Genomic DNA, 25,248 nt, shown 5'->3' on the forward strand with positions numbered 1-25,248 from the left:
GCAGGGCCAACCTTAAACTTCGGGGGAATATTCTATACACAACGGCAGGGGATGTCGTTAGTTCGAAGAGATTTATCGTGGAAATAATTCACGTAGCCGCTAATTAAAGCGGCTACGCGTTCATTTATTGAGAATTAATGGATTCCGCCAATACGATTCAGGCGTACACCGGTCGGCCATTCGCCTTCCTGTTTCTCAAAACTCATCCAGATGGCGGTGGCTTTACCGACCAGATTCGCTTCCGGCACAAAGCCCCAGTAACGGCTGTCCGCGGAATTATCGCGGTTGTCACCCATCATGAAGTAATGTCCTGGCGGTACAATCCAGCTCGCCAGCTGCTGGCCCGGCTGGCGATAGTACATACCCAGCTGATCCTGCGCGATTGGCACAGTGAGGATTCGGTGCGTCACATCGCCCAGCGTCTCTTTGCGCTCAACCAGACGGATGCCGTCCTCTTTGGTTTCACCTTTCGGTACCTGGAAGAACCCGCTGCTCGCTTCGCCGCCGTTACGACGGGCAAAGGTCTGCACAAAATCACTTGGCTCAACGTTTGAGTAGGTGATTGGCAGCGCGTTTTCACAGGCGGTACCGGAGCTGCAGCCCGGCTGAACGGTGACTTCTTTCGCAACCGGATCGTAAGTTACTTTATCACCCGGCAGACCTACCGCGCGCTTGATGTAGTCCAGGCGCGGATCTTCTGGATATTTAAACACCACGATGTCGCCACGTTTCGGGTGGCCGGTTTCGATCAGCGTTTTCTGGTAGATAGGATCTTTAATGCCGTAGGCAAACTTCTCTACCAGAATAAAATCACCAATCAGCAGCGTTGGCATCATTGAACCTGATGGGATTTGGAACGGCTCGTAAATAAACGAACGTACCACCAGCACAATCGCCAGCACCGGAAATACCGAGGCGCCCGTTTCCAGCCAGCCCGGTTTCGGGCCAACTTTCTTCAGCGTTTTCGCATCAATCCCATCGCCAGTGGCTGCCTGTGCGGCAGCCTGACGTTCACGACGTTTTGGGGCGAAGATAAACTTATCCAGACACCACAGCAGACCCGTCACCAGGGTAGCAATGACCAGGATCAGGGCAAACATGTTCGCCATGCCAACTCCTTAGGGTTATTTGCCGTCTTTACCAACATGAAGGATGGCAAGGAATGCTTCCTGCGGCAGCTCGACGTTACCGACCTGCTTCATACGCTTCTTACCTTCTTTCTGCTTCTGCAGCAGCTTTTTCTTACGGCTGACGTCACCGCCATAGCACTTCGCCAGAACGTTTTTACGCAGCTGTTTCACGGTTGAACGCGCGATAATGTGATTGCCAATGGCCGCCTGAATCGCGATATCGAACTGCTGACGCGGGATCAGATCTTTCATCTTCTCAACCAGCTCGCGACCACGGTACGGCGCATTGTCGTTGTGGGTGATCAGCGCCAGCGCATCCACACGCTCGCCGTTGATCAGCACGTCCACACGCACCATGTTGGAGGCCTGGAAGCGTTTGAAGTTGTAATCCAGTGACGCATAGCCACGGGAAGTCGACTTCAGACGGTCGAAGAAGTCGAGTACCACTTCCGCCATTGGGATCTCATAGGTCAGCGCTACCTGGTTACCGTGGTAAACCATGTTGGTCTGCACGCCACGCTTCTCAATACACAGCGTAATGACGTTACCCAGGAATTCCTGCGGCAGCAGCATGTGACACTCTGCAATAGGCTCACGCAACTCCTGAATGTTGTTCAGCGGAGGCAGCTTGGACGGGCTATCAACGTAGATCACTTCTTTCGAGGTGGTTTCAACTTCATAGACTACGGTCGGCGCCGTGGTGATCAGATCCAGATCGTATTCACGCTCCAGACGCTCCTGAATGATCTCCATGTGCAGCAGACCGAGGAAGCCACAGCGGAAGCCGAAGCCCAGCGCCGTTGAGCTTTCTGGCTCGTAGAACAGGGAAGCATCGTTCAGGCTCAGTTTACCGAGCGCGTCACGGAAGTTTTCGTAGTCGTCAGAGCTGACCGGGAACAGACCCGCGTAAACCTGCGGTTTCACCTTTTTAAAGCCTGGCAGCGCTTTATCTGCCGGGTTACGCGCACCGGTCAGGGTATCGCCCACCGGCGCACCGAGGATGTCTTTAATGGCGCAGACCAGCCAGCCTACCTCGCCGCATCTCAGCTCGGTACGGTCAACCTGTTTTGGCGTGAAAATGCCCAGACGGTCGGCGTTGTAGACCTGTCCGGTACTCATTACCTTGATTTTGTCGCCTTTACGCATGGTGCCGTTTTTAATACGCACCAGTGAGACAACGCCCAGATAGTTATCGAACCAGGAGTCGATAATCAGCGCCTGCAGCGGGCCATCCGGATCGCCTTCCGGGGCCGGAATGTCACGTACCAGACGTTCCAGCACGTCGGTTACGCCCACACCGGTTTTCGCGGAGCAGCGCACGGCATCGGTCGCGTCAATGCCGACAATATCTTCAATCTCTTCCGCTACGCGCTCAGGATCGGCGGCTGGCAGGTCGATTTTGTTCAGAACCGGCACAACTTCGAGATCCATTTCCATCGCGGTGTAGCAGTTTGCCAGGGTCTGGGCTTCAACGCCCTGCCCGGCATCCACCACCAGCAGCGCGCCTTCACAGGCCGCGAGCGAGCGTGAAACCTCATAGGAGAAGTCAACGTGGCCTGGGGTGTCGATAAAGTTCAGTTGATAGGTTTCACCATCAGCCGCTTTGTAATCAAGCGTAACGCTCTGCGCTTTAATGGTGATACCGCGTTCGCGTTCCAGGTCCATGGAGTCCAGAACCTGGGCTTCCATTTCACGATCAGACAGGCCACCGCAAATCTGGATAATACGGTCAGACAGCGTCGACTTACCGTGGTCAATGTGAGCAATGATCGAAAAGTTACGTATGTTCTTCATATAGTTAAATAATTATGCCTTACGAATTCCTGGAGGCCGCTGTTCTTAGCCTGACGTTTTTCAGTGCGAAAACGCAGCATTCTACACTACATCCTCGCTACCTGGAAATGCACTTAGAAGCAGGTATAGCGTGAAGAAAGGCCGTTTTCTGTTTTAGGGTGTAAAAAATGATAAAGCCCGATGGATCACCGGGCCTCAGAAGAGAGCGTTTCAACACGAAGCTGGTCTGGCGCCAGCCCAACGCTGAGAATGACAGGCTGCCATTCCTCGCGCGCGGCGAGCGTCGGAGAGAGCCCTTTGGCAAGCCAGAATCCTCCCATACCACCTAATGCGGCACCGCACATGGCGGCCACATCGGTACCAAAGAACATCTGAAACAGGCCGCCCATGATAAACAGGCCAACCAGAGGAGAGAGATACACCAGCATAGCGGAGCTGAGCAGGCTGCCTTCCGCGATGCCCAGTTCCACCTTTTGTCCCGCCATCAGCGGCTGTTCGCTTGGCACAGAAATCGTGTGCGATGTTTGTGGCCCGAGCTTATTCAGCACGCGGCTGCCGCAGCCGGCGCGAGATGCGCAGCTATTACATGAGGCTTTTACATCGCAGCTCACCAGCGCTATGCCGTTCTGCCACGAGACAACCGTCGCCCACTCTTTGATCATTGTGCGGCCCTGAATTTAATGCTGTCGGAGATGCGCTTCGCAGTTTGCGGAGGAAGTTCACCCACAATGGTGATCTCTGCATTATCACGTACCGTTGTACTCACCGTACGGCGCCCGGTACGCAGCATTTGTTCAGCGCTGTTTGCCGTTGCACGATTGATATTCACCGAGAAGCTGAACAAACCATCCGAATAAAGGCGCGATTCCACCGGCGTTTCAATCGTTGGCAGCTGACGACGGCTGCTGGACACTTCACTAAACCCTTGCGGGATCCAGGCAGGTACCCAGTTGAAATTAACGGAATCCCCGGCAGGAACAGAAAGCAGCGGCGGCAGGCTGGCCTTAGCCAGATTCTGCATGCTGTTGCCAACCTGATTGTTCACGCTGAAGGAGATAACCCGGAACTGTTCCAGCGTTTCACCGTCACGGTCGAGCAGGTCTACACGCATGGGGAGTTTGGTTTCGGCATCAATCCAGACAATATAGCTGTAGCGCGTTCCATCACGGGCAACAACGCGAATTACCTCGCACAGTCTGTCCGCGATGCGGGTACGCCCTACCGAAATAAAATCGTAGTAAGGGGCAAGCCGTTTGAAGTCGGTGTAAATGAGTGACGGCAGGGAATCAACGATATAGTCGCCATTCAGCGTGAAAGGCTCCAGGCCTGGCTCGAAATAGCTGATCTCGTTACCACGCTGGACAACTTCCCGGCGCGGGCCATCCATCTGTAAAAGCTGGGCGAGCGGCTGGTTATCAAGACGGGCATGACGATAGCGTAACGACTCGACGCCCTGCTTATTGATGCTGATAAATGCCAACTCATAATTGAGTGACTGGCTGGCCAGATTCATTTGCTGCAACAACGCCCCGGATGAAACATCAGCCGAGGCGTTGGCAGAGAAGAACAGGCTACCCGCCATCAAAGACATGGCGAACCAAAGTTGCTTCATTACTGCGATTGCGTTCCTAAAGTTTGGTTTCCGGGCACCTGCACAGCAGCTTGCTGTGTCTGCGCCTGCTCAAACTGAAGCTGTTCAGAGTGCAGACGACGCTGCAACTCGTAATCCTGCAACATCGCATTAATGCGACGGCGCTGCTCCTGAACCTGCTGTTGCTGACCGCCGCTGGCGGATGCATCAGCCGGTACGCCCAGGCTTACCGGGCTGGCTTTGCCCATCATCGGCAGTGTGTTAAACACTGGCGCTTCTGGCTGCTGATTAGTTTCAGACTGAGTATTATAGTGCTGGACGCCAACAATAACTGCAAGCGATACGCATGCAGCCACACCCATTTGGGTAAGCTGGCTGGCCCACGGACGCACCTTTTGCCAGAACGGCATTTTCTGCCACTGGTGAGGCGCGGGTTGAGCTTCAGGAATCAGCGGAGTGGTCTGATGAACAGGCTCATTCTCAATCGCCGCCATGACGCGGGCTGAGATATCGAAATGGAGAACCTCGCCGGTGTCACCGCGAAGGGTGTCACGGATGAGATGGTAACTCTCCCAGGTCTCTTGCATTTCGGGAGAATGAGAAAGCTCGTTGAGCAGCTCACTATCTACCGTTTCACCATCCATTAAAGCGGAAAGTTTTTCTTTCTGCATGCCTAATACCTTTTCCAGTATCCCGCTATCGTCAACGCCTGATAAGCGGTTGAACTTTATTATCAATAGCTTCTCGCGCACGGAAAATTCGTGAACGTACCGTGCCGACCGGACAATCCATGATAGCGGCTATCTCTTCATAGCTCAGACCATCCAGCTCCCGTAACGTAATTGCCATGCGTAAATCTTCCGGGAGCGACTCGATCGTGCGAAAAACGATTTGTCTCAGTTCTTCTGACAACATTAAGTTCTCAGGGTTCGAAATTTCTTTCAAAGCGCCGCCACTTTCGAAGTTTTCGGCGTCAATTGCGTCCACATCACTTGACGGCGGACGACGGCCCTGAGCGACCAGATAATTCTTTGCCGTATTGACCGCAATACGGTACAGCCAGGTATAAAAAGCACTATCTCCCCGGAAAGAATCCAGCGCGCGATAGGCCTTAATAAAAGACTCTTGCACCACATCAGGCACATCGCCTGACGGTACATAGCGGGAAACCAGGCTCGCCACCTTATGCTGGTAGCGGACCACCAGTAGGTTAAAGGCTTTCTGATCTCCCTTCTGGACCCGTTCAACCAGGACCTGGTCCGTTAACTGCTCGCTCATCCGAGGTAATGTCTCCCCAAACCTAAATTCCACGCGTTATCGAAACGCCACTCTAAAAATACCGCACTTTGAGCAAGCACCAGATTAGAGTGTCTGATCTTCAATAAGTTCCTTAACGCCTTTGTTTTTGTTCATCGCGCCGCAGACTGTTCATTTTCTCTCATTATAAGTCTGTTCACGATACGCACCACTTTCTGACAAGAAACATCTTTTTCCCGCCAGAAGAGTAACGCAACACAGGCTTTATTTCACCACAAAATCTGACGCTAACGATCTGCTTCGCAAAATAATTTCACTCATTTACCCTCCGTTTACCCCCGCTTACGAGTTTAGCCTTTGCGACAGCCTCTAAAAAATACGTGCGATACATCGCATTCAGGTGCTATTCTGACCCAACAATGTTTAGTAAATTAAACAATAATCATGAACACAACACCTGAACTCCATTGTGATGTACTGATCATCGGCAGCGGCGCTGCCGGTCTCTCTCTGGCGCTGCGCCTGGCCGAGCATCAAAACGTTATCGTTCTGAGTAAAGGACCGATAAGTGAAGGTTCCACGTTTTATGCTCAGGGTGGCATTGCCGCCGTGTTTGATGAGACAGACAGCATTGCATCCCACGTTGACGATACGCTAATTGCCGGAGCCGGGATCGTGGATGCGCACGCCGCAGAGTTTGTCGCCAGCAACGCCCGTCACTGCGTTCAGTGGCTCATCGACCAGGGCGTTTTATTCGATACCCAGGTTCAACCTAACGGTGAAGAGAGCTACCACCTGACTCGCGAAGGCGGCCATAGCCACCGCCGCATCCTGCACGCAGCGGATGCCACCGGAAAAGAAGTGGAAACCACGCTGGTCAGCAAAGCGCTGAACCATCCTAATATTCGCGTTCTCGAGCGAAGTAATGCCGTTGACCTGATTATCTCAGACAAAATTGGCCTGCCCGGCACGCGTCGCGTGGTGGGTGCCTGGGTCTGGAACCGTAATAAAGAGAAGGTGGAGACCTGCCAGGCGAAGGCTGTGGTACTGGCGACGGGCGGCGCTTCAAAAGTGTATCAGTACACCACGAACCCGGACATTGCCTCCGGAGACGGTATCGCTATGGCCTGGCGCGCAGGCTGCCGGGTGGCAAACCTCGAGTTTAATCAGTTTCACCCAACCGCCCTGTTCCATCCTCAGGCGCGCAACTTCCTTCTGACGGAAGCCCTGCGCGGTGAAGGCGCTTATCTGAAGCGCCCTGATGGGTCCCGCTTTATGCCCGACTTTGACGCCCGGGGTGAACTGGCCCCGCGTGATATCGTTGCCCGCGCCATCGACCACGAAATGAAGCGCCTTGGCGTGGACTGCATGTATCTCGATATCAGCCATAAGCCAGCAGAGTTCATTCGCCAGCATTTCCCGATGATTTACGAAAAGCTGCTCAGTCTTGGCATTGATTTAACGCGCGACCCGGTGCCAATTGTGCCAGCAGCACACTATACCTGCGGTGGCGTAATGGTTGACGATCATGGACGTACCGATGTGGATGGTCTGTATGCTATCGGTGAGGTCAGCTATACCGGACTGCACGGCGCGAACCGTATGGCCTCTAACTCGCTGCTTGAGTGTCTGGTGTACGGCTGGTCGGCGGCGGAAGACATCACGAAGCGCATGCCTTACGCCCGCGAGACAGAGCACCTGCCAGCCTGGGATGAAAGTCGAGTGGATAACCCGGACGAGCTGGTCGTGATCCAGCACAACTGGCATGAGCTGCGGCTGTTTATGTGGGACTACGTAGGGATTGTGCGCACCACGAAACGTCTGGAACGCGCCTTGCGCCGCATCACCATGCTGCAGCAGGAAATTGATGAGTATTATGCCAATTTCCGCGTATCCAATAATCTGCTGGAGCTGCGCAATCTGGTGCAGGTTGCCGAGCTGATTGTTCGCTGCGCGATGATGCGTAAAGAGAGCCGCGGGCTGCACTATACCCTGGACTACCCGGATCAGCTTGCTGAGTCCGGCCCGTCGATACTCGCCCCGCAGGTTTACATAAACAGATAAAACGCCTGGGTCAGAGCAGTGTAATCTTCGGAATAACGCTGGTCTGGCCCACGGATCACCATTCGGTCATTAAAGCATTCACCCTCTTTTGGCGAGAGCGCCAGCAGAACGCGGTGCGGCAGTCGACCTTCCGTATCCGAAATATCGGTACGCAGACGTAACGTCCAGCCGATCTCCTGCGCGATACCGATAAACGTGTTGCCGGTACTCTCTGGCAGGACCACACAGAAAAAACCTTCTTCGGAGATGAGTTCTGCCGCACTGGTAAGCAGCGCTTTATGATCGAGAGAGCCGGTATAACGCGCCTGTTCACGCTCGGGTGTCCCGCACTCAACGCCGGGCTCGTAATAGGGAGGGTTGCTGACGATCAGATCGTAACGCGCGGTTTGTTCAGGCGCCCAGGCGAGCACGTCTGCGCATTCCACCTTCATTCGGGCTGCCCAGGGGGATTCGGCCATATTGTCACTCGCCTGCTCTGCGGCCTGCGCGTCCAGTTCGACGGCGTCAATGATGACATGTTCTTCCGTACGCTGCGCCAGCATCAACGCCACCAGCCCGCTGCCGGTACCAATATCAAGAATACGCTTAACACCTGCGACAGGCGCCCACGCTCCCAGTAAAATACCGTCTGTACCGACCTTCATGGCACAGCGATCGTGGGCGACAAAAAATTGTTTAAACGTAAAACCATCGCGGCGCAGCTGCGCTTTGAGTTGAGACATGTCAGGCCAACCTTCTAAGTGAAACTGGAGTAGCATAGGGGAAAGCGAAGTGGCCGAAAAGCGATATCCATACAAACAGATGAAGATTACAGCCGTAACGTCTATAATCAGCGCCCCACACAGAGGTAGAACATGACTGTAACGACTTTTTCCGAACTTGAACTCGATGAAAGCCTGCTCAATGCACTTGAGAGCAAAGGCTTTACACGCCCGACCGCCATTCAGGCAGCGGCCATTCCGCCTGCGCTTGAGGGCCGCGATGTGCTCGGTTCTGCGCCAACCGGCACGGGGAAGACAGCAGCCTATTTGCTGCCTGTGTTGCAGCATCTGCTCGACTTTCCGCGTAAAAAATCTGGCCCGCCGCGTATTTTAATCCTGACGCCTACGCGCGAACTGGCAATGCAGGTTGCCGATCACGCACGTGAACTCGCGGCAAATACTCATCTGGATATCGCCACCATCACCGGCGGCGTCGCGTACATGAACCACGCCGAAGTGTTCAGCGAAAACCAGGACATCGTCGTTGCTACGACGGGCCGCCTGCTGCAGTACATTAAAGAAGAGAACTTCGACTGCCGCGCGGTTGAAACGCTGATCCTCGACGAAGCTGACCGTATGCTGGACATGGGCTTCGCACAGGATATCGAACACATTGCAGGGGAAACGCGCTGGCGTAACCAGACGATGCTGTTCTCTGCCACCCTCGAAGGGGAAGCGATCAAAGACTTCGCAGAGCGTCTGCTGGAAGATCCGGTGGAAGTCTCGGCGACGCCGTCCACCCGTGAGCGTAAGAAAATCCACCAGTGGTACTACCGCGCGGACAACCTTGAGCACAAGGTCGAATTGCTGAAACACCTGCTGAAGCAGGAAGATGCTCTTCGCACAATCGTATTTGTGCGTAAGCGCGAGCGCGTGCACGAGCTGGCTGAGATGTTGCGTAACGCCGGGATCAACAACTGCTATCTTGAAGGCGAGATGGCGCAGATCAAGCGTACCGAAGGCATCAAGCGCCTGACCGACGGTCGCGTTAACGTGCTAGTTGCGACTGACGTTGCCGCTCGCGGGATCGACATCCCGGACGTCAGCCACGTCATTAACTTCGATATGCCGCGCAGCGGAGATACGTACCTGCACCGTATTGGCCGTACCGGCCGTGCGGGCCGCAAAGGGATTGCGATTTCACTGGTCGAAGCGCATGACTACCTGCTGCTGCAGAAAATTGGCCGCTATGTTGATGAGCCGCTGAAAGCGCGCGTTATTGACGAACTCCGCCCGACCACGCGCGCCCCGAGTGAAAAGATGACGGGTAAACCGTCCAAGAAAGCGCTCGCGAAACGTGCTGAGAGAAAAGAGAAAGAAAAAGAGAAACCGCGCGTGAAGCAGCGCCACCGCGATACCAAAAATATTGGTAAGCGCCGAAAGCCAAGCTCTGCCGCACCAGAGACGAAAACTGAAGAGTAAAAAAAAGCCGGGGATTTCCCCGGCTTTTTTATTCCCCCCTGCTGAAGCCGTTACAGGCTTTCAGTAAAGGTACGGGCGATAACGTCGCGCTGCTGTTCTGGAGTCAGTGAGTTAAAGCGAACCGCATAGCCGGACACACGGATGGTCAGCTGTGGGTATTTTTCTGGGTGCTCAACCGCGTCCATCAGCGTTTCTCGGCGCAGTACGTTAACGTTCAGGTGCTGACCACCTTCGACACGCACTTCCGGTTTCACTTCCATTGGAATTTCACGGTATTCGATTTCGCCCAGTTTGCTCACCGGCACGATTTCATCTTCAGCAAAACCCGCTTTGGCTACGACACAGCGCGCTTCGTTTTTCTCGCTGTCCAGCAGCCAGAAAGAATTGAGCAGATCGTCATTTGCAGCTTTAGTAATCTGGATACCTGTAATCATGTGTTGCCTCCCTAGGCTACATTAACTGATGTCGGCCTCTAGCGGCCAATTGGTAAAACCATTGTTTCTTGTGTGTATATATATCATTCACACCCCGGCGATTTATTGATTTAAATCAACAAAAACACCAACCACATAAAGAGTGTGGTTTGAATTTATTGTTTTAAATCAATTTCACAACCTTACCAATTCAACTTACAGTGCATCTTTTCAAAATAAATTTAGCCACTTAGCGCACGTCTCAGCGTGTAATTTTGCTCACCGGGATTAAACAGGTAAGCTAGTCACAGATTGAGATTCGCAGGAGAGCGAGATGACGACACCTTTAACCTGGCATGACGTGCTGGCAGAAGAAAAGCAGCAGCCTTATTTTATCAATACGCTCAGCACCGTTGCGGCTGAGCGTCAGTCCGGACAGACGATTTACCCGCCGCAGAAGGATGTGTTCAACGCCTTTCGCTACACCGAACTGAGCGATGTAAAAGTGGTTATTTTGGGTCAGGATCCCTATCACGGCCCAGGGCAGGCGCATGGGCTGGCGTTTTCTGTTCGTCCGGGCGTGGCTATCCCCCCTTCTCTGCTCAACATGTATAAAGAGCTTGAGGGAACCGTGCCCGGGTTTACCCGGCCAAACCACGGCTACCTGGAAAGCTGGGCGCATCAAGGAGTGCTGCTACTGAATACCGTCCTGACCGTGCGCGCGGGCCAGGCGCACTCGCACGCCAGCCTTGGATGGGAAACCTTTACCGATAAAGTGATCGGTCTGATCAACGAGCATCGTGAAGGGGTAGTGTTTTTACTCTGGGGTTCTCACGCGCAGAAAAAAGGGGCGATTATTGACCGTCAGCGTCATCACGTGTTGAAAGCACCGCACCCGTCACCGCTGTCTGCACATCGCGGTTTCTTTGGCAGTAATCATTTTGTTCTGGCGAATGAATGGCTGGAAAAACGTGGCGAAAAACCAATTGACTGGATGCCTGTGTTACCGGCAGAGAGCGAGTAGAATATGAATGTGCCGGGCTGCCCCGGCACATAAAAAGCTTATGCTTTATTCTGACGCCACCATTCCGCCAGCAGTACGCCGGTCGCAACGGATACATTCAAACTTTCCACATTGCCTGTTCCGTCGATAGAGACGCTCAGATCCGCACTGGAGAGCGCCGCATCAGACAGACCATCGCGTTCCTGACCTAATACCAGCACCATTTTGCGCGGCAGCGTCGCTTTAAACAGCGGCGTACCGGCATGGCTTGAGGTGGTCACGATGGAATAGCCCGCTTTACGGAACTGCTCAAGGGCGTCCAGAACGCTGTCGCCGGTGATCGGCTGTACGTGCTCGGCTCCACCTTCCGCAGTACGGATCGCGGCGCCGGATTCCAACAGCGCGGCATCCTGCAACAGCACGCCTTTCACGCCAAAGTGCGCGCAGCTGCGCATCATTGCGCCCAGGTTGTGCGGGTTGCCCACGTCTTCCAGCGCCAGCACGCAGTCATCGGCATCCGCCTGGCTGACCCACTGCTGAACGGTCGTACCGTTACGTTTTTTGATCAGGAAGCAGACGCCGCCGTGGTGTTCGGTACCGGACGCTTTGGTCAGCTCGGCATCATCAACCACGTGGTAGGCTTTACGGTTCGCGGCCATCCAGCGCAGCGCTTCTTTAAAGCGCGGGGTCACACTCTGGATGAACCAGGCGCGGACGATACATTCAGGACGGCTCTGGAACAGCGCCTGGCAGGCGTTCTCGCCGTACACGCGGGTCTCTTCCGCACGCTGACGGCGCAGCACTTCCGGATCGATAAAGCTTTTACCGCTGATACCGCCGTGATCGGCTTTTTCCGGCGTCTCATCGCCAGGGGCACGAGAAACGGTGCGCCACGGGGAGGCATTATCACGTGAGAAGTCATCACGCGGACGATCGTCGCGTGGACGGTCACTACGTGGGCGATCGGAACGCGGACGGTCATCGCGTTTGCGATCGTCACGTTTGCGGTCATCACCTCGGTTATTTCTGTCATCGCGGGCGGGGCGACGGCCACCGTCTGCACGAGAAGACGCCGGACGCCCGCCACCTTTTCCGGTACGCGGATTTTGGGTGCGTTTATCAGAATCATCATCACTGCGGACATACATCACTTTGACCTTGCCGCTTTTGTTTTTCATTTCGTCGTTCATGCTTTTCTCCACCAGCGCTGCGCGAAGCGCGCAGATTACCCGATGTGCCAGCGCATAGCCATAATTTCGTACAAAAGCCTGTGACTATTGTTCCCATTGAATAAAACGCATTGTTGTTTCAAACAGGCTCATTGATAATGTGTAACATATTAGAAACATTATGGGCGTTTTGCCGCTGTTCCACGGCTCTATCAGAGGTTAGTTATGAATACCGTATGTGCCAACTGTCAGGCTCTTAATCGCATTCCGGACGATCGGATGGAAGATGGTGCGAAATGCGGACGTTGTGGCCATGAATTATTTGATGGCGATGTCATTAACGCGACGGGTGCTACGCTGGACAAACTCCTCAAGGACGATCTTCCTGTCGTGATCGATTTTTGGGCGCCATGGTGCGGCCCATGCCGTAGCTTCGCGCCGATCTTCGAAGATGTGGCCGAAGAGCGCAGCGGAAAAATGCGGTTCGTTAAGGTCAATACGGAAGCCGAACCCGAACTGAGCGCACGCTTTCGTATTCGCAGCATCCCGACCATTATGATTTTCAAAAATGGCGAAGTGATCGATATGCTCAACGGTGCGGTTCCAAAAGCACCTTTTGAAAGCTGGTTAAACGAGTCGCTGTAACATTCACGGGGCACATCTTGTGCCCCACTCCTGCCTCTGCGAAAATAGCGTTTTTCCTGCATTTCGCCCATGACTGATAACGCCGTTCTTAAATTACGCGCCGAACGCCTTGCGCGCGCCACCCGACCGTTCCTCGCCCGAGGCAACCGTATTCGCCGCTGTCAGCGCTGCCTGCTGCCGCTGAAGGTTTGTCTGTGTGAGACGCTGGCACCGAGTACGGCAAAAAGCCGTTTTTGTCTGGTCATGTTCGATACCGAGCCGATGAAACCCAGCAATACGGGACGTCTTATCGCCGATATTCTGCCGGATACGGCCGCGTTTCAGTGGTCCCGTACGGAGCCGCCTCAGGCCCTGCTCGACTTAGTGACCAGCCCGGACTATCAGCCGATGGTCGTTTTCCCCGCGTCTTATGCAGGCGTGGATCGCCAGGTGCTTTCAGCGCCGCCATCCGGTAAACCACCGCTGTTTATTATGCTGGACGGCACCTGGACCGAAGCGCGAAAAATGTTTCGCAAAAGCCCCTATCTCGACGCACTGCCGGTGATTTCTGTCGATCTTTCCCGCGTCTCCGCCTACCGCCTGCGTGAAGCGCATGCTGACGGGCAATACTGCACCGCCGAAGTGGCCATTGCGCTTCTGGATTTAGCGGGTGATACCGCTGCGGCTGGCGCCCTGGGCAACCATTTCTCATGCTTCCGGGAGCGCTATCTGGCGGGAAAAACCGTTCATAAGGGCAGCGTCACAGCGCCCGAGCCAGAAAGCGTTTAAAATCATCAGGTCGCTTGCATTCACAGGAGGCCTGCATGAGCCAGCGAGGGTTAGAAGCGCTACTTCGTCCTAAATCCATTGCCGTCATCGGCGCATCAATGAAACCGGATCGTGCTGGCTATCTGATGATGCGAAACCTGCTGGCCGGGGGATTTAATGGCCCCGTCATGCCCGTCACGCCGTCTTATAAGGCCGTTCAGGGAGTGCTTGCATGGCCGGATGTACAAAGCCTGCCTTTCGTGCCGGATCTTGCCGTACTCTGTACAAACGCGAAGCGCAACCCGGAACTGCTGGAGTCACTCGGCAAGAAGGGGTGTAAAACCTGCATTATTCTCTCGTCTCCCCCTGAACAGAAAGCCGAGCTTCTGGCCTGCGCCAGCCGCTATCAAATGCGCATTTTAGGGCCAAACAGTCTGGGCCTGCTCGCCCCCTGGCAGGGTCTGAATGCCAGTTTCTCCCCGGTTCCAATCCGCAAAGGCAAACTGGCGTTTATCTCGCAGTCGGCTGCGGTATCGAACACCATCCTCGACTGGGCGCAGCAGCGTGAAATGGGATTCTCCTACTTCATTGCCCTGGGCGACAGCCTGGATATCGATGTTGATGAGCTACTGGATTTTCTGGCGCGTGACGGCAAAACCAGTGCGATCCTGCTTTATCTTGAGCACCTCAGCGACGCGCGTCGTTTTGTCTCGGCTTCTCGAAGCGCTTCGCGCAATAAGCCGATCCTGGTGATCAAAAGCGGACGAAGCCCTGCGGCACAGCGTTTGCTGCATTCGCATTCCGGCATGGATCCCGCCTGGGACGCCGCCATTCAGCGCGCGGGTTTGCTGCGGGTACAGGATACGCACGAGCTTTTTTCTGCCGTTGAGACGTTAAGCCATATGCGCCCGTTGCGCGGTGAGAAGCTAATGATTGTCAGTAACGGTGCGGCCCCTGCCGCGCTCGCGCTGGACGAGCTGTGGCGGCGCTTCGGCAAGCTGGCAACGCTGAGTGAAGAGACGCTGCAGCGCCTGAAAGAAGCGCTTCCGACAAGCGTAACGCCCGGCAATCCGCTTGATTTGCGCGATGACGCCAGCAGCGATCGCTACATCAGGGCGATCTCCATTTTGCTGGATAGCCAGGATTTCGATGCGCTGATGATTATCCACTCCCCCAGCGCGGTCGCACCGGGCAGTGAAAGCGCGCGCGCGCTCATTGATGCCGTGCGCAACCATCCGCGAGGTAAATACGTTACCCTGCTCACCAACTGGTGCGGTGAGTTTTCCTCTCAGGAGGCGCGGCGCTTGTTCAGCGAGGCCGGGCTGCCAACCTACCGCACACCGGAAGGTACCATCACCGCGTTTATGCATATGGTGGAATATCGCCGCAACCAGAAACAGCTGCGTGAGACACCGGCTTTGCCGGGTAATCTGACGGCGAACACCGTCGACGTTCACCGACTGTTGCAGCAGGCTATCGAAGAGGGCGCGACCTCGCTTGATACTCATGAGGTCCAGCCCATTCTCGGCAGCTACGGCATGCAAACCCTGCCAACCTGGATCGCCAGCGACAGCGCTGAGGCCGTGCATATTGCCGAACAGATTGGCTATCCGGTTGCCCTGAAGCTGCGTTCCCCGGATATCCCGCATAAGTCGGATGTGCAGGGGGTTATGTTATATCTGCGAACGGCAACTGAGGTGCAGCAGGCCGCCGATGCCATCTTCGATCGGGTCAAAATGGCCTGGCCGCAGGCGCGGATCCACGGATTGCTGGTGCAAAGCATGGCCAACCGCGCTGGAGCTCAGGAATTACGGGTGGTGGTTGAACACGATCCCGTCTTCGGCCCGCTCATCATGCTGGGAGAAGGCGGCGTTGAGTGGCGGCCGGAGGAGCAGGCGGTGGTGGCTTTACCGCCGCTGAACATGAACCTGGCGCGTTATCTGATCATTCAGGCAATTAAAAGTAAAAAGATCCGTGGCCGGAGTGCGCTGCGCCCGCTTGATATTGCCGGGTTAAGTCAGTTCCTGGTGCAGGTGTCTAACCTGATTGTGGATTGTGCCGAGATCCAGCGCCTGGATATTCATCCGCTGCTCGCCTCCGGCAATGAGTTTACGGCGCTGGACGTGACCCTGGATATCGCGCCATTCGAAGGTGACAAAGAGAGCCGTCTGGCAATCCGTCCATATCCCCTGCAGCTGGAGGAGTGGGTTGAGATGAAGAATGGGGAACGCGCCTTGTTCCGCCCTATTCTGCCGGAAGATGAGCCCCAGCTGCGGACCTTTATCTCTCAGGTCACGAAAGAGGATCTTTATTATCGCTATTTTAGCGAAATCAACGAATTTACCCACGATGATTTAGCCAATATGACCCAGATCGACTACGATCGAGAAATGGCGTTTGTTGCCGTTCGTCGCTCCGATAAGGGGGATGAGATCCTCGGCGTCACGCGTGCTATTTCTGACCCGGATAACGTCGATGCGGAGTTTGCGGTGCTGGTACGCTCCGATCTTAAAGGTCTGGGTCTGGGAAGACGGCTGCTGGAAAAACTCATCAGTTATACGCGAGATCACGGATTGTTACGCCTTAATGGCATTACTATGCCTAACAATCGCGGTATGGTGACCCTGGCGCGAAAACTTGGGTTTGACGTTGATATTCAGCTGGACGAAGGTATTGTGGCCTTGTCCCTCAGTCTGACATCAGCAGACAAACGCGAGTAAGCTACTGGAAATGTTACCCACTTTGGACGGGACTGGTGGTATCATTGTCCGCTTATGTTGTTTGCATGGTACAGACAACCCTTCAATGAACAGAGAAGAAACGCACTGTGATGTTGTCAAAATTTAAGCGTAATAAACATCAACAACACCTTGCTCAACTACCGAAGATTTCTCAGTCAGTTGATGATGTAGAGTTCTTTTACGCTCCCGCTCATTTTCGGGAGACGCTTCTGGAAAAGATTGCCAGCGCCACGCGACGCATCTGCATTGTGGCGCTTTATCTTGAACAGGATGAAGGCGGGCGCGCGATCCTGAACGCGCTCTATGAAGCCAAACGTCAGCGCCCGGAACTTGATGTTCGTGTGCTGGTAGACTGGCATCGCGCTCAGCGCGGCCGTATTGGCGCTGCCGCCTCAAACACCAATGCTGACTGGTATTGCCGCACGGCACAGGAAAATCCTGGCGTCGATGTGCCTGTTTATGGCGTCCCGGTAAACACCCGTGAAGCGCTCGGCGTCCTTCATTTCAAGGGGTTCATCATTGATGACAGCGTGCTTTACAGCGGCGCAAGTCTGAATGATGTTTACCTCCATCAGCTCGATAAATATCGCTACGACCGCTACCATCTGATCCGTAATCCGCAAATGGCCGATATCATGTTCAACTGGGTTGATAAAAACCTGGTCCATGGACGCGGTGTTAATCGCCTTGACGATCCCGAGCGTCCTAAAAGCCCGGAAATCAAAAACGATGTTCGCGCCTTCCGTCAGGAGCTGCGTGATGCGGTCTATCATTTCCAGGGCGATGCAAACAACGAAGAGTTATCCGTTACCCCTCTGGTAGGGCTCGGCAAATCAAGCCTGCTGAACAAAACGATCTTCCATCTGATGCCGTGCGCGGAGCAGAAACTCACCATCTGTACGCCGTACTTCAACCTTCCTGCCGTGCTGGTGCGTAATATCATTCAGCTGCTGCGCGACGGTAAAAAAGTGGAAATCATCGTTGGTGATAAAACGGCAAACGACTTCTTTATTCCTGAAGATCAGCCCTTCAAAATCATCGGTGCCCTGCCTTATCTCTATGAGATTAACTTGCGACGTTTCCTGAGCCGTTTACAGTATTACGTAAACACTGACCAGCTGGTCGTGCGCCTCTGGAAAGATGAAGATAACACTTACCATCTGAAAGGAATGTGGGTCGACGATGAGTGGATGCTGCTGACCGGTAACAACCTGAACCCGCGCGCGTGGCGACTGGATCTGGAAAACGCTATCCTGATCCATGACCCGCAGCATGAGTTAGCCGCAAAACGTGAACGTGAGCTGGACCTGATTCGCACACATACCACTGTGGTGAATCATTACCGCGAACTGCAGAGCATTGCCGATTACCCGGTGAAAGTCCGCAAGCTTATCCGCCGCTTACGTCGTATCCGTATCGACCGACTTATCAGCCGTATTCTGTAATGTTCAGGCCCTGTCATCCGCAGGGCTTTTTTATGGAGCCCGTTGATGCATATTCCATTATTTCTGAGCGTCTTCTTTCTGAGTGGCTGTAGCCATATGGCCAACGATAACTGGTCCGGACAGGATAAAGCACAGCATTTCCTCGCTTCAGCTATGTTGTCCGCAGCCGGCAATGAATATGCGCAGCATCAGGGATACAGCCGGGATCGTAGCGCGGCGATAGGGTTGATGTTCTCAGTCGGTCTTGGGGCATCAAAAGAACTGTGGGATAGCCGCCCTGCAGGGAGCGGCTGGAGCTGGAAAGATTTCGCCTGGGATGTCGCCGGCGCAACGACCGGCTATGCCGTGTGGCAGATGGCACGCTATTAAAGTCGAATGCCTTTCCCTTTGCGATGCAGCAGCAGGGAAACAATAAAGGCCAGTGCGCCCATTATTGTTACGTACCAGAAGAATGTCGTTTCACTTCCCCATGATTTAAGCGACAACGCAACGTACTCCGCCGATCCCCCAAACAACGCATTAGCTACCGCATAAGAGAGGCCTACCCCTAAAGCACGTACCTGCGCCGGGAACATTTCAGCTTTCAGTATCCCACTGATAGAGGTATAGAAACTGACAATCACCATCGCCAGCATCACCAGCGCAAACGCGGCATACGGCGAAGTCACATGCTGAAGAGCAGACAAAATAGGTACGGTACATAACGCCGACAGACCGCCAAAAATCAGCATCGACGTACGTCGACCGATTTTATCCGAGAGCGCACCGATAATGGGTTGTATGAGCATAAAGACAAACAGCGCCACGGTCATGACTACGCTGGCGACGTTTGCGTGCATGCCGGTGGTGTTCACCAGATATTTTTGCATATAGGTGGTGAACGTGTAGAAACTAAGAGAGCCGCCCGCAGTAAAGCCCAGCACCATAAGGAAAGCTTTGCGGTTACGCCATAATCCTTTGAATGTTCCCGCCTCCTTCAGCGTTCTGACCTCCTTCTGAGAGGTTTCGTCTAACTGCCGACGTAGCCAAAGTGCGACAACCGCCAGTACAGCGCCCATCGCGAAAGGAATTCGCCATCCCCAGGCATGAAGTTGTTCGTCGGTCAGAATCTGCTGCAGGATCACCACCACAAGAATGGCCAGCAGTTGACCACCAATAAGCGTGACGTACTGGAATGAGGCGTAAAAACCTTTACGGCCTTCCAGGGCAATCTCGCTCATGTAGGTCGCACTGGTACCGTATTCACCGCCCACCGATAATCCCTGGAATAAGCGGGCCAGTAATAGTAGCGCCGGTGCCCAGGTACCAATCGATTCATATCCCGGTAAGCAGGCGATCACCAGAGAGCCAAAGCACATCATGCACACCGAGATCAGCATAGAAGCCTTACGGCCGCGACGATCCGCAATGCGGCCAAACAGCCAGCCCCCAATGGGTCGCATTAAAAACCCTGCGGCAAAAACCCCCGTCGTTTGTAGTAGCTGCGTTGTGGTGTTTCCGGATGGGAAGAAAATATGGGCAAAGTAGAGTGAACAGAATGAGTAGACGTAAAAGTCGAACCATTCAACCAGATTCCCTGAAGAGGCGCTAACGATTGCCCATACCCTTCTTCGGGTATCACTGTTAGCCAGCGTCCCGTTTGATGTAATGCTTTCTGTCATTGTGATTATACTCCTGCCATAAACAGCGGCGTATTGAGCCAGGAGACTCAATTCCCTCGTAAATGAAATGTTATAATTTTGTTATAAATAACATTGAGACAGAGATCACACATTCCATTAGCAGGATAAGGGATTAAGAGAAAGGCCAAAGAGGGAAAGCACAAAGCAAAAAACCCCGCACCTTACGGTACGGGGTTCTTCTTAATTGATGCCTGGCAGTTCCCTACTCTCGCATGGGGAGACCCCACACTACCATCGGCGCTACGGCGTTTCACTTCTGAGTTCGGCATGGGGTCAGGTGGGACCACCGCGCTAAAGCCGCCAGGCAAATTCTGTTAATCTGTATCAGGCTGAAATTTGATTGTCTCTCTCACCGCCAAAACACCTTCGGCGTTGTAAGGTTAAGCCTCACGGTTCATTAGTATCGGTTAGCTCAACGCATCGCTGCGCTTACACACCCGACCTATCAACGTCGTAGTCTTCAACGTTCCTTCAGGACTCTCAGGGAGTCAGGGAGAACTCATCTCGGGGCAAGTTTCGTGCTTAGATGCTTTCAGCACTTATCTTTTCCGCATTTAGCTACCGGGCAGTGCCATTGGCATGACAACCCGAACACCAGTGATGCGTCCACTCCGGTCCTCTCGTACTAGGAGCAGCCCCCCTCAATTCTCCAGCGCCCACGGCAGATAGGGACCGAACTGTCTCACGACGTTCTAAACCCAGCTCGCGTACCACTTTAAATGGCGAACAGCCATACCCTTGGGACCTACTTCAGCCCCAGGATGTGATGAGCCGACATCGAGGTGCCAAACACCGCCGTCGATATGAACTCTTGGGCGGTATCAGCCTGTTATCCCCGGAGTACCTTTTATCCGTTGAGCGATGGCCCTTCCATTCAGAACCACCGGATCACTATGACCTGCTTTCGCACCTGCTCGAGCCGTCACTCTCGCAGTCAAGCTAGCTTATGCCATTGCACTAACCTCCTGATGTCCGACCAGGATTAGCTAACCTTCGTGCTCCTCCGTTACTCTTTGGGAGGAGACCGCCCCAGTCAAACTACCCACCAGACACTGTCCGCAACCCGGATCACGGGTCTACGTTAGAACACCAGCCATTAAAGGGTGGTATTTCAAGGATGGCTCCACGCAGACTGGCGTCCACGCTTCAAAGCCTCCCACCTATCCTACACATCAAGGACCAGTGTTCAGTGTCAAGCTATAGTAAAGGTTCACGGGGTCTTTCCGTCTTGCCGCGGGTACACTGCATCTTCACAGCGAGTTCAATTTCACTGAGTCTCGGGTGGAGACAGCCTGGCCATCATTACGCCATTCGTGCAGGTCGGAACTTACCCGACAAGGAATTTCGCTACCTTAGGACCGTTATAGTTACGGCCGCCGTTTACCGGGGCTTCGATCAAGAGCTTCGCGTTGCCGCTAACCCCATCAATTAACCTTCCGGCACCGGGCAGGCGTCACACCGTATACGTCCACTTTCGTGTTTGCACAGTGCTGTGTTTTTAATAAACAGTTGCAGCCAGCTGGTATCTTCGACTGATTTCAGCTCCACCCGCAGGGGCTTCACCTACATATCAGCGTGCCTTCTCCCGAAGTTACGGCACCATTTTGCCTAGTTCCTTCACCCGAGTTCTCTCAAGCGCCTTGGTATTCTCTACCTGACCACCTGTGTCGGTTTGGGGTACGATTTCGTGTTACCTGATGCTTAGAGGCTTTTCCTGGAAGCAGGGCATTTGTTACTTCAGCACCGTAGTGCCTCGTCATCACACCTCAGCGTTAATAAACGACCGGATTTACCTAATCGTTCCGCCTACATGCTTAAACCGGGACAACCGTCGCCCGGCTAACATAGCCTTCTCCGTCCCCCCTTCGCAGTAACACCAAGTACAGGAATATTAACCTGTTTCCCATCGACTACGCCTTTCGGCCTCGCCTTAGGGGTCGACTCACCCTGCCCCGATTAACGTTGGACAGGAACCCTTGGTCTTCCGGCGAGCGGGCTTTTCACCCGCTTTATCGTTACTTATGTCAGCATTCGCACTTCTGATACCTCCAGCATGCCTCACAGCACACCTTCAACGGCTTACAGAACGCTCCCCTACCCAACAACGCATAAGCGTCGCTGCCGCAGCTTCGGTGCATGGTTTAGCCCCGTTACATCTTCCGCGCAGGCCGACTCGACCAGTGAGCTATTACGCTTTCTTTAAATGATGGCTGCTTCTAAGCCAACATCCTGGCTGTCTGTGCCTTCCCACATCGTTTCCCACTTAACCATGACTTTGGGACCTTAGCTGGCGGTCTGGGTTGTTTCCCTCTTCACGACGGACGTTAGCACCCGCCGTGTGTCTCCCGTGATAACATTCTTCGGTATTCGTAGTTTGCATCGGGTTGGTAAGCCGGGATGGCCCCCTAGCCGAAACAGTGCTCTACCCCCGAAGATGAGTTCACGAGGCGCTACCTAAATAGCTTTCGGGGAGAACCAGCTATCTCCCGGTTTGATTGGCCTTTCACCCCCAGCCACAAGTCATCCGCTAATTTTTCAACATTAGTCGGTTCGGTCCTCCAGTTAGTGTTACCCAACCTTCAACCTGCCCATGGCTAGATCACCGGGTTTCGGGTCTATACCCTGCAACTTAACGCCCAGTTAAGACTCGGTTTCCCTTCGGCTCCCCTATACGGTTAACCTTGCTACAGAATATAAGTCGCTGACCCATTATACAAAAGGTACGCAGTCACACCACAAAGGTGCTCCCACTGCTTGTACGTACACGGTTTCAGGTTCTTTTTCACTCCCCTCGCCGGGGTTCTTTTCGCCTTTCCCTCACGGTACTGGTTCACTATCGGTCAGTCAGGAGTATTTAGCCTTGGAGGATGGTCCCCCCATATTCAGACAGGATACCACGTGTCCCGCCCTACTCTTCGAGTTCACAACCTGTGTGCTTTCGTGTACGGGACTGTCACCCTGTACCGTGCGACTTTCCAGACGCTTCCACTAACACACAAGCTGATTCAGACTCTGGGCTGCTCCCCGTTCGCTCGCCGCTACTGGGGGAATCTCGGTTGATTTCTTTTCCTCGGGGTACTTAGATGTTTCAGTTCCCCCGGTTCGCCTCGTTAACCTATGTATTCAGTTAACGATAGTGCAACGAATTGCACTGGGTTTCCCCATTCGGACATCGCCGGGTCAAAGGTTCATATCACCTCGCCGGCGCTTTTCGCAGATTAGCACGTCCTTCATCGCCTCTGACTGCCAGGGCATCCACCGTGTACGCTTAGTCGCTTAACCTCACAACCCGAAGATGTTTCTTTCGATTCATCATCGACTTGCGAAAATTTGAGAGACTCGAACACACATAACATGTGTGTCGTTTCAATTTTCAGCTTGATCCAGATTTTTAAAGAGCAAATATCTCAAACATGACTCGCAAGTCAGTTTTGAGATATGAGGCAGGTGACTTTCACTCACGAACCAGCAAGTGGCGTCCCCTAGGGGATTCGAACCCCTGTTACCGCCGTGAAAGGGCGGTGTCCTGGGCCTCTAGACGAAGGGGACACTGAAGTCTCAATCGCAAGACGCCTTGCTATTTACTTTTCATCAGACAATCTGTGTGAGCACTACAAAGGCAGGTTCTTTAAGGTAAGGAGGTGATCCAACCGCAGGTTCCCCTACGGTTACCTTGTTACGACTTCACCCCAGTCATGAATCACAAAGTGGTAAGCGCCCTCCCGAAGGTTAAGCTACCTACTTCTTTTGCAACCCACTCCCATGGTGTGACGGGCGGTGTGTACAAGGCCCGGGAACGTATTCACCGTAGCATTCTGATCTACGATTACTAGCGATTCCGACTTCATGGAGTCGAGTTGCAGACTCCAATCCGGACTACGACGCACTTTATGAGGTCCGCTTGCTCTCGCGAGGTCGCTTCTCTTTGTATGCGCCATTGTAGCACGTGTGTAGCCCTACTCGTAAGGGCCATGATGACTTGACGTCATCCCCACCTTCCTCCAGTTTATCACTGGCAGTCTCCTTTGAGTTCCCGGCCTAACCGCTGGCAACAAAGGATAAGGGTTGCGCTCGTTGCGGGACTTAACCCAACATTTCACAACACGAGCTGACGACAGCCATGCAGCACCTGTCTCAGAGTTCCCGAAGGCACCAATCCATCTCTGGAAAGTTCTCTGGATGTCAAGAGTAGGTAAGGTTCTTCGCGTTGCATCGAATTAAACCACATGCTCCACCGCTTGTGCGGGCCCCCGTCAATTCATTTGAGTTTTAACCTTGCGGCCGTACTCCCCAGGCGGTCGACTTAACGCGTTAGCTCCGGAAGCCACGCCTCAAGGGCACAACCTCCAAGTCGACATCGTTTACGGCGTGGACTACCAGGGTATCTAATCCTGTTTGCTCCCCACGCTTTCGCACCTGAGCGTCAGTCTTTGTCCAGGGGGCCGCCTTCGCCACCGGTATTCCTCCAGATCTCTACGCATTTCACCGCTACACCTGGAATTCTACCCCCCTCTACAAGACTCTAGCCTGCCAGTTTCGAATGCAGTTCCCAGGTTGAGCCCGGGGATTTCACATCCGACTTGACAGACCGCCTGCGTGCGCTTTACGCCCAGTAATTCCGATTAACGCTTGCACCCTCCGTATTACCGCGGCTGCTGGCACGGAGTTAGCCGGTGCTTCTTCTGCGGGTAACGTCAATTGCTGAGGTTATTAACCTCAACACCTTCCTCCCCGCTGAAAGTACTTTACAACCCGAAGGCCTTCTTCATACACGCGGCATGGCTGCATCAGGCTTGCGCCCATTGTGCAATATTCCCCACTGCTGCCTCCCGTAGGAGTCTGGACCGTGTCTCAGTTCCAGTGTGGCTGGTCATCCTCTCAGACCAGCTAGGGATCGTCGCCTAGGTGAGCCGTTACCCCACCTACTAGCTAATCCCATCTGGGCACATCTGATGGCAAGAGGCCCGAAGGTCCCCCTCTTTGGTCTTGCGACGTTATGCGGTATTAGCTACCGTTTCCAGTAGTTATCCCCCTCCATCAGGCAGTTTCCCAGACATTACTCACCCGTCCGCCGCTCGTCACCCAGGAGCAAGCTCCCTGTGTTACCGCTCGACTTGCATGTGTTAGGCCTGCCGCCAGCGTTCAATCTGAGCCATGATCAAACTCTTCAATTTAAGTTTGATGCTCGTGAATTAAACTTCGTAATGAATTACGTATGTTCACTCAGAGACTTGGTATTCATTTATTGTCCGAAGACATTAAGAATCCATGTCACTTTGAGTGCCCACACAGATTGTCTGATAAATTGTTAAAGAGCAGTGCAACGCGGCTTTCGCTCACCGTTGCGAGGTGGAGTATATTACGCTTTCCTCTTTCAGAGTCAA

Annotated in this window: 18 protein-coding genes, 1 tRNA gene and 3 rRNA genes; 8 read left to right on the plus strand and 14 right to left on the minus strand. The window is 53.8% G+C overall.

Annotation, left to right across the window (positions count from 1 at the left end):
• Positions 1–134 precede the first annotated feature (134 nt).
• The 6 genes from lepB to rpoE all read right to left on the minus strand — a co-directional run bounded on the left by lepB (position 135) and on the right by rpoE (position 5,793).
• Positions 135–1,109 (minus strand): signal peptidase I, encoded by a 975-nt coding sequence (gene lepB, locus KGP24_RS17125; RefSeq protein WP_223561237.1) that lies wholly within the window; start codon positions 1,107–1,109, stop codon positions 135–137.
• A gap of 15 nt (positions 1,110–1,124) precedes the next feature.
• Complete coding sequence (gene lepA / locus KGP24_RS17130) at positions 1,125–2,924, minus strand: translation elongation factor 4 (RefSeq protein WP_032659499.1); 1,800 nt, start codon at positions 2,922–2,924, stop codon at positions 1,125–1,127.
• Positions 2,925–3,109: 185 nt separating this feature from the next.
• Positions 3,110–3,586 carry a SoxR-reducing system protein RseC gene (rseC, locus tag KGP24_RS17135; protein WP_223561238.1) on the minus strand — a complete coding sequence of 159 codons (477 nt, stop codon included), beginning with the start codon at positions 3,584–3,586 and terminating at the stop codon, positions 3,110–3,112.
• Positions 3,583–4,536 carry a sigma-E factor regulatory protein RseB gene (gene rseB / locus KGP24_RS17140; protein ID WP_023308851.1) on the minus strand — a complete coding sequence of 318 codons (954 nt, stop codon included), beginning with the start codon at positions 4,534–4,536 and terminating at the stop codon, positions 3,583–3,585. The genes rseC and rseB overlap by 4 nt, the downstream gene beginning before the upstream one ends.
• The gene (rseA, locus tag KGP24_RS17145; RefSeq protein WP_008502186.1) at positions 4,536–5,186 is read right to left on the minus strand and encodes an anti-sigma-E factor RseA; all 651 of its coding nucleotides are present in this window, start codon (positions 5,184–5,186) and stop codon (positions 4,536–4,538) included. Before rseA ends, rseB begins: the two co-directional genes overlap by 1 nt.
• Positions 5,187–5,217: 31 nt before the next feature.
• The gene (gene rpoE, locus KGP24_RS17150; protein ID WP_006176728.1) at positions 5,218–5,793 is read right to left on the minus strand and encodes an RNA polymerase sigma factor RpoE; all 576 of its coding nucleotides are present in this window, start codon (positions 5,791–5,793) and stop codon (positions 5,218–5,220) included.
• A 423-nt stretch (positions 5,794–6,216) separates the two neighbouring features.
• On the opposite strand from rpoE, the gene nadB reads away from it, so the two are divergent.
• Positions 6,217–7,836 carry an L-aspartate oxidase gene (gene nadB, locus KGP24_RS17160; protein WP_223561240.1) on the plus strand — a complete coding sequence of 540 codons (1,620 nt, stop codon included), beginning with the start codon at positions 6,217–6,219 and terminating at the stop codon, positions 7,834–7,836.
• Here nadB and KGP24_RS17165 read toward each other — a convergent pair.
• The gene (locus tag KGP24_RS17165) at positions 7,821–8,558 is read right to left on the minus strand and encodes a tRNA1(Val) (adenine(37)-N6)-methyltransferase (RefSeq protein WP_023308853.1); all 738 of its coding nucleotides are present in this window, start codon (positions 8,556–8,558) and stop codon (positions 7,821–7,823) included. The genes nadB and KGP24_RS17165 overlap by 16 nt on opposite strands.
• A gap of 132 nt (positions 8,559–8,690) precedes the next feature.
• Here KGP24_RS17165 and srmB point away from each other — a divergent pair, with 132 nt between their 5' ends.
• The gene (srmB, locus tag KGP24_RS17170) at positions 8,691–10,019 is read left to right on the plus strand and encodes an ATP-dependent RNA helicase SrmB (RefSeq protein WP_023308854.1); all 1,329 of its coding nucleotides are present in this window, start codon (positions 8,691–8,693) and stop codon (positions 10,017–10,019) included.
• A 50-nt stretch (positions 10,020–10,069) separates the two neighbouring features.
• Here srmB and grcA read toward each other — a convergent pair whose 3' ends face one another.
• Positions 10,070–10,453 (minus strand): autonomous glycyl radical cofactor GrcA, encoded by a 384-nt coding sequence (grcA, locus tag KGP24_RS17175; RefSeq protein WP_008502190.1) that lies wholly within the window; start codon positions 10,451–10,453, stop codon positions 10,070–10,072.
• A gap of 313 nt (positions 10,454–10,766) precedes the next feature.
• Between grcA and ung the strand changes: the two genes are divergently transcribed.
• Positions 10,767–11,456, plus strand: coding sequence for a uracil-DNA glycosylase (gene ung / locus KGP24_RS17180; protein WP_223561241.1), 690 nt, complete (start codon positions 10,767–10,769; stop codon positions 11,454–11,456).
• 38 nt (positions 11,457–11,494) lie between these two features.
• Here the strand turns inward: ung and KGP24_RS17185 are convergent, their stop codons facing one another.
• On the minus strand, positions 11,495–12,625 hold the full coding sequence (locus KGP24_RS17185; RefSeq protein WP_023308857.1) for a tRNA/rRNA methyltransferase: 1,131 nt from the start codon (positions 12,623–12,625) through the stop codon (positions 11,495–11,497).
• 204 nt (positions 12,626–12,829) lie between these two features.
• Here KGP24_RS17185 and trxC point away from each other — a divergent pair, with 204 nt between their 5' ends.
• The 5 genes from trxC to KGP24_RS17215 all read left to right on the plus strand — a co-directional run bounded on the left by trxC (position 12,830) and on the right by KGP24_RS17215 (position 18,551).
• Entirely contained in the window at positions 12,830–13,249 is a 420-nt protein-coding gene (gene trxC / locus KGP24_RS17190) for a thioredoxin TrxC (RefSeq protein WP_023308858.1), read from the plus strand.
• A gap of 69 nt (positions 13,250–13,318) precedes the next feature.
• On the plus strand, positions 13,319–14,017 hold the full coding sequence (gene tapT, locus KGP24_RS17195) for a tRNA-uridine aminocarboxypropyltransferase (protein WP_223561242.1): 699 nt from the start codon (positions 13,319–13,321) through the stop codon (positions 14,015–14,017).
• 35 nt (positions 14,018–14,052) lie between these two features.
• On the plus strand, positions 14,053–16,716 hold the full coding sequence (gene pat, locus KGP24_RS17200) for a protein lysine acetyltransferase (protein WP_223561243.1): 2,664 nt from the start codon (positions 14,053–14,055) through the stop codon (positions 16,714–16,716).
• Positions 16,717–16,826: 110 nt separating this feature from the next.
• Positions 16,827–18,182, plus strand: coding sequence for a CDP-diacylglycerol--serine O-phosphatidyltransferase (pssA, locus tag KGP24_RS17210; RefSeq protein WP_223563517.1), 1,356 nt, complete (start codon positions 16,827–16,829; stop codon positions 18,180–18,182).
• 45 nt (positions 18,183–18,227) lie between these two features.
• Entirely contained in the window at positions 18,228–18,551 is a 324-nt protein-coding gene (locus KGP24_RS17215; protein WP_223561244.1) for a YfiM family lipoprotein, read from the plus strand.
• Here the strand turns inward: KGP24_RS17215 and KGP24_RS17220 are convergent.
• The 5 genes from KGP24_RS17220 to KGP24_RS17240 form a co-directional block, all read right to left on the minus strand.
• Positions 18,548–19,843: an MFS transporter gene (locus KGP24_RS17220; protein ID WP_223561245.1), complete on the minus strand. Its 1,296-nt coding sequence runs from the start codon at positions 19,841–19,843 to the stop codon at positions 18,548–18,550. The two genes, KGP24_RS17215 and KGP24_RS17220, sit on opposite strands and share 4 nt — an antisense overlap.
• 210 nt (positions 19,844–20,053) lie before the next feature.
• A 5S ribosomal RNA gene (rrf, locus tag KGP24_RS17225) occupies positions 20,054–20,169 on the minus strand.
• A 71-nt stretch (positions 20,170–20,240) separates the two neighbouring features.
• Positions 20,241–23,146: ribosomal RNA gene (locus KGP24_RS17230) — 23S ribosomal RNA — on the minus strand.
• A 191-nt stretch (positions 23,147–23,337) separates the two neighbouring features.
• Positions 23,338–23,413, minus strand: a tRNA-Glu gene (locus KGP24_RS17235).
• 85 nt (positions 23,414–23,498) lie between these two features.
• A 16S ribosomal RNA gene (locus tag KGP24_RS17240) occupies positions 23,499–25,038 on the minus strand.
• The 16S, 23S and 5S rRNA genes sit together here with 1 tRNA gene alongside, the layout of an rRNA operon.
• Positions 25,039–25,248: the final 210 nt, after the last annotated feature.

Origin of the sequence: Enterobacter sp. JBIWA008, from assembly GCF_019968765.1 — a bacterium.
Lineage (GTDB): Bacteria > Pseudomonadota > Gammaproteobacteria > Enterobacterales > Enterobacteriaceae > Enterobacter.

Excerpts from the sequence above, each read along its gene's own strand:
- lepB (WP_223561237.1), bottom strand. The coding sequence starts at position 1,109 with ATGGCGAACATGTTTGCCCTGATCCTGGTCATTGCTACCCTGGTGACG.
- KGP24_RS17165 (WP_023308853.1), bottom strand. The coding sequence starts at position 8,558 with ATGTCTCAACTCAAAGCGCAGCTGCGCCGCGATGGTTTTACGTTTAAA.
- lepA (WP_032659499.1), bottom strand. The coding sequence starts at position 2,924 with ATGAAGAACATACGTAACTTTTCGATCATTGCTCACATTGACCACGGT.
- rpoE (WP_006176728.1), bottom strand. The coding sequence starts at position 5,793 with ATGAGCGAGCAGTTAACGGACCAGGTCCTGGTTGAACGGGTCCAGAAG.
- ung (WP_223561241.1), top strand. The coding sequence starts at position 10,767 with ATGACGACACCTTTAACCTGGCATGACGTGCTGGCAGAAGAAAAGCAG.
- KGP24_RS17185 (WP_023308857.1), bottom strand. The coding sequence starts at position 12,625 with ATGAACGACGAAATGAAAAACAAAAGCGGCAAGGTCAAAGTGATGTAT.
- rseA (WP_008502186.1), bottom strand. The coding sequence starts at position 5,186 with ATGCAGAAAGAAAAACTTTCCGCTTTAATGGATGGTGAAACGGTAGAT.
- tapT (WP_223561242.1), top strand. The coding sequence starts at position 13,319 with ATGACTGATAACGCCGTTCTTAAATTACGCGCCGAACGCCTTGCGCGC.
- pssA (WP_223563517.1), top strand. The coding sequence starts at position 16,827 with ATGTTGTCAAAATTTAAGCGTAATAAACATCAACAACACCTTGCTCAA.
- rseB (WP_023308851.1), bottom strand. The coding sequence starts at position 4,536 with ATGAAGCAACTTTGGTTCGCCATGTCTTTGATGGCGGGTAGCCTGTTC.
- nadB (WP_223561240.1), top strand. The coding sequence starts at position 6,217 with ATGAACACAACACCTGAACTCCATTGTGATGTACTGATCATCGGCAGC.
- trxC (WP_023308858.1), top strand. The coding sequence starts at position 12,830 with ATGAATACCGTATGTGCCAACTGTCAGGCTCTTAATCGCATTCCGGAC.
- srmB (WP_023308854.1), top strand. The coding sequence starts at position 8,691 with ATGACTGTAACGACTTTTTCCGAACTTGAACTCGATGAAAGCCTGCTC.
- KGP24_RS17220 (WP_223561245.1), bottom strand. The coding sequence starts at position 19,843 with ATGACAGAAAGCATTACATCAAACGGGACGCTGGCTAACAGTGATACC.
- rseC (WP_223561238.1), bottom strand. The coding sequence starts at position 3,586 with ATGATCAAAGAGTGGGCGACGGTTGTCTCGTGGCAGAACGGCATAGCG.
- pat (WP_223561243.1), top strand. The coding sequence starts at position 14,053 with ATGAGCCAGCGAGGGTTAGAAGCGCTACTTCGTCCTAAATCCATTGCC.
- grcA (WP_008502190.1), bottom strand. The coding sequence starts at position 10,453 with ATGATTACAGGTATCCAGATTACTAAAGCTGCAAATGACGATCTGCTC.
- KGP24_RS17215 (WP_223561244.1), top strand. The coding sequence starts at position 18,228 with ATGCATATTCCATTATTTCTGAGCGTCTTCTTTCTGAGTGGCTGTAGC.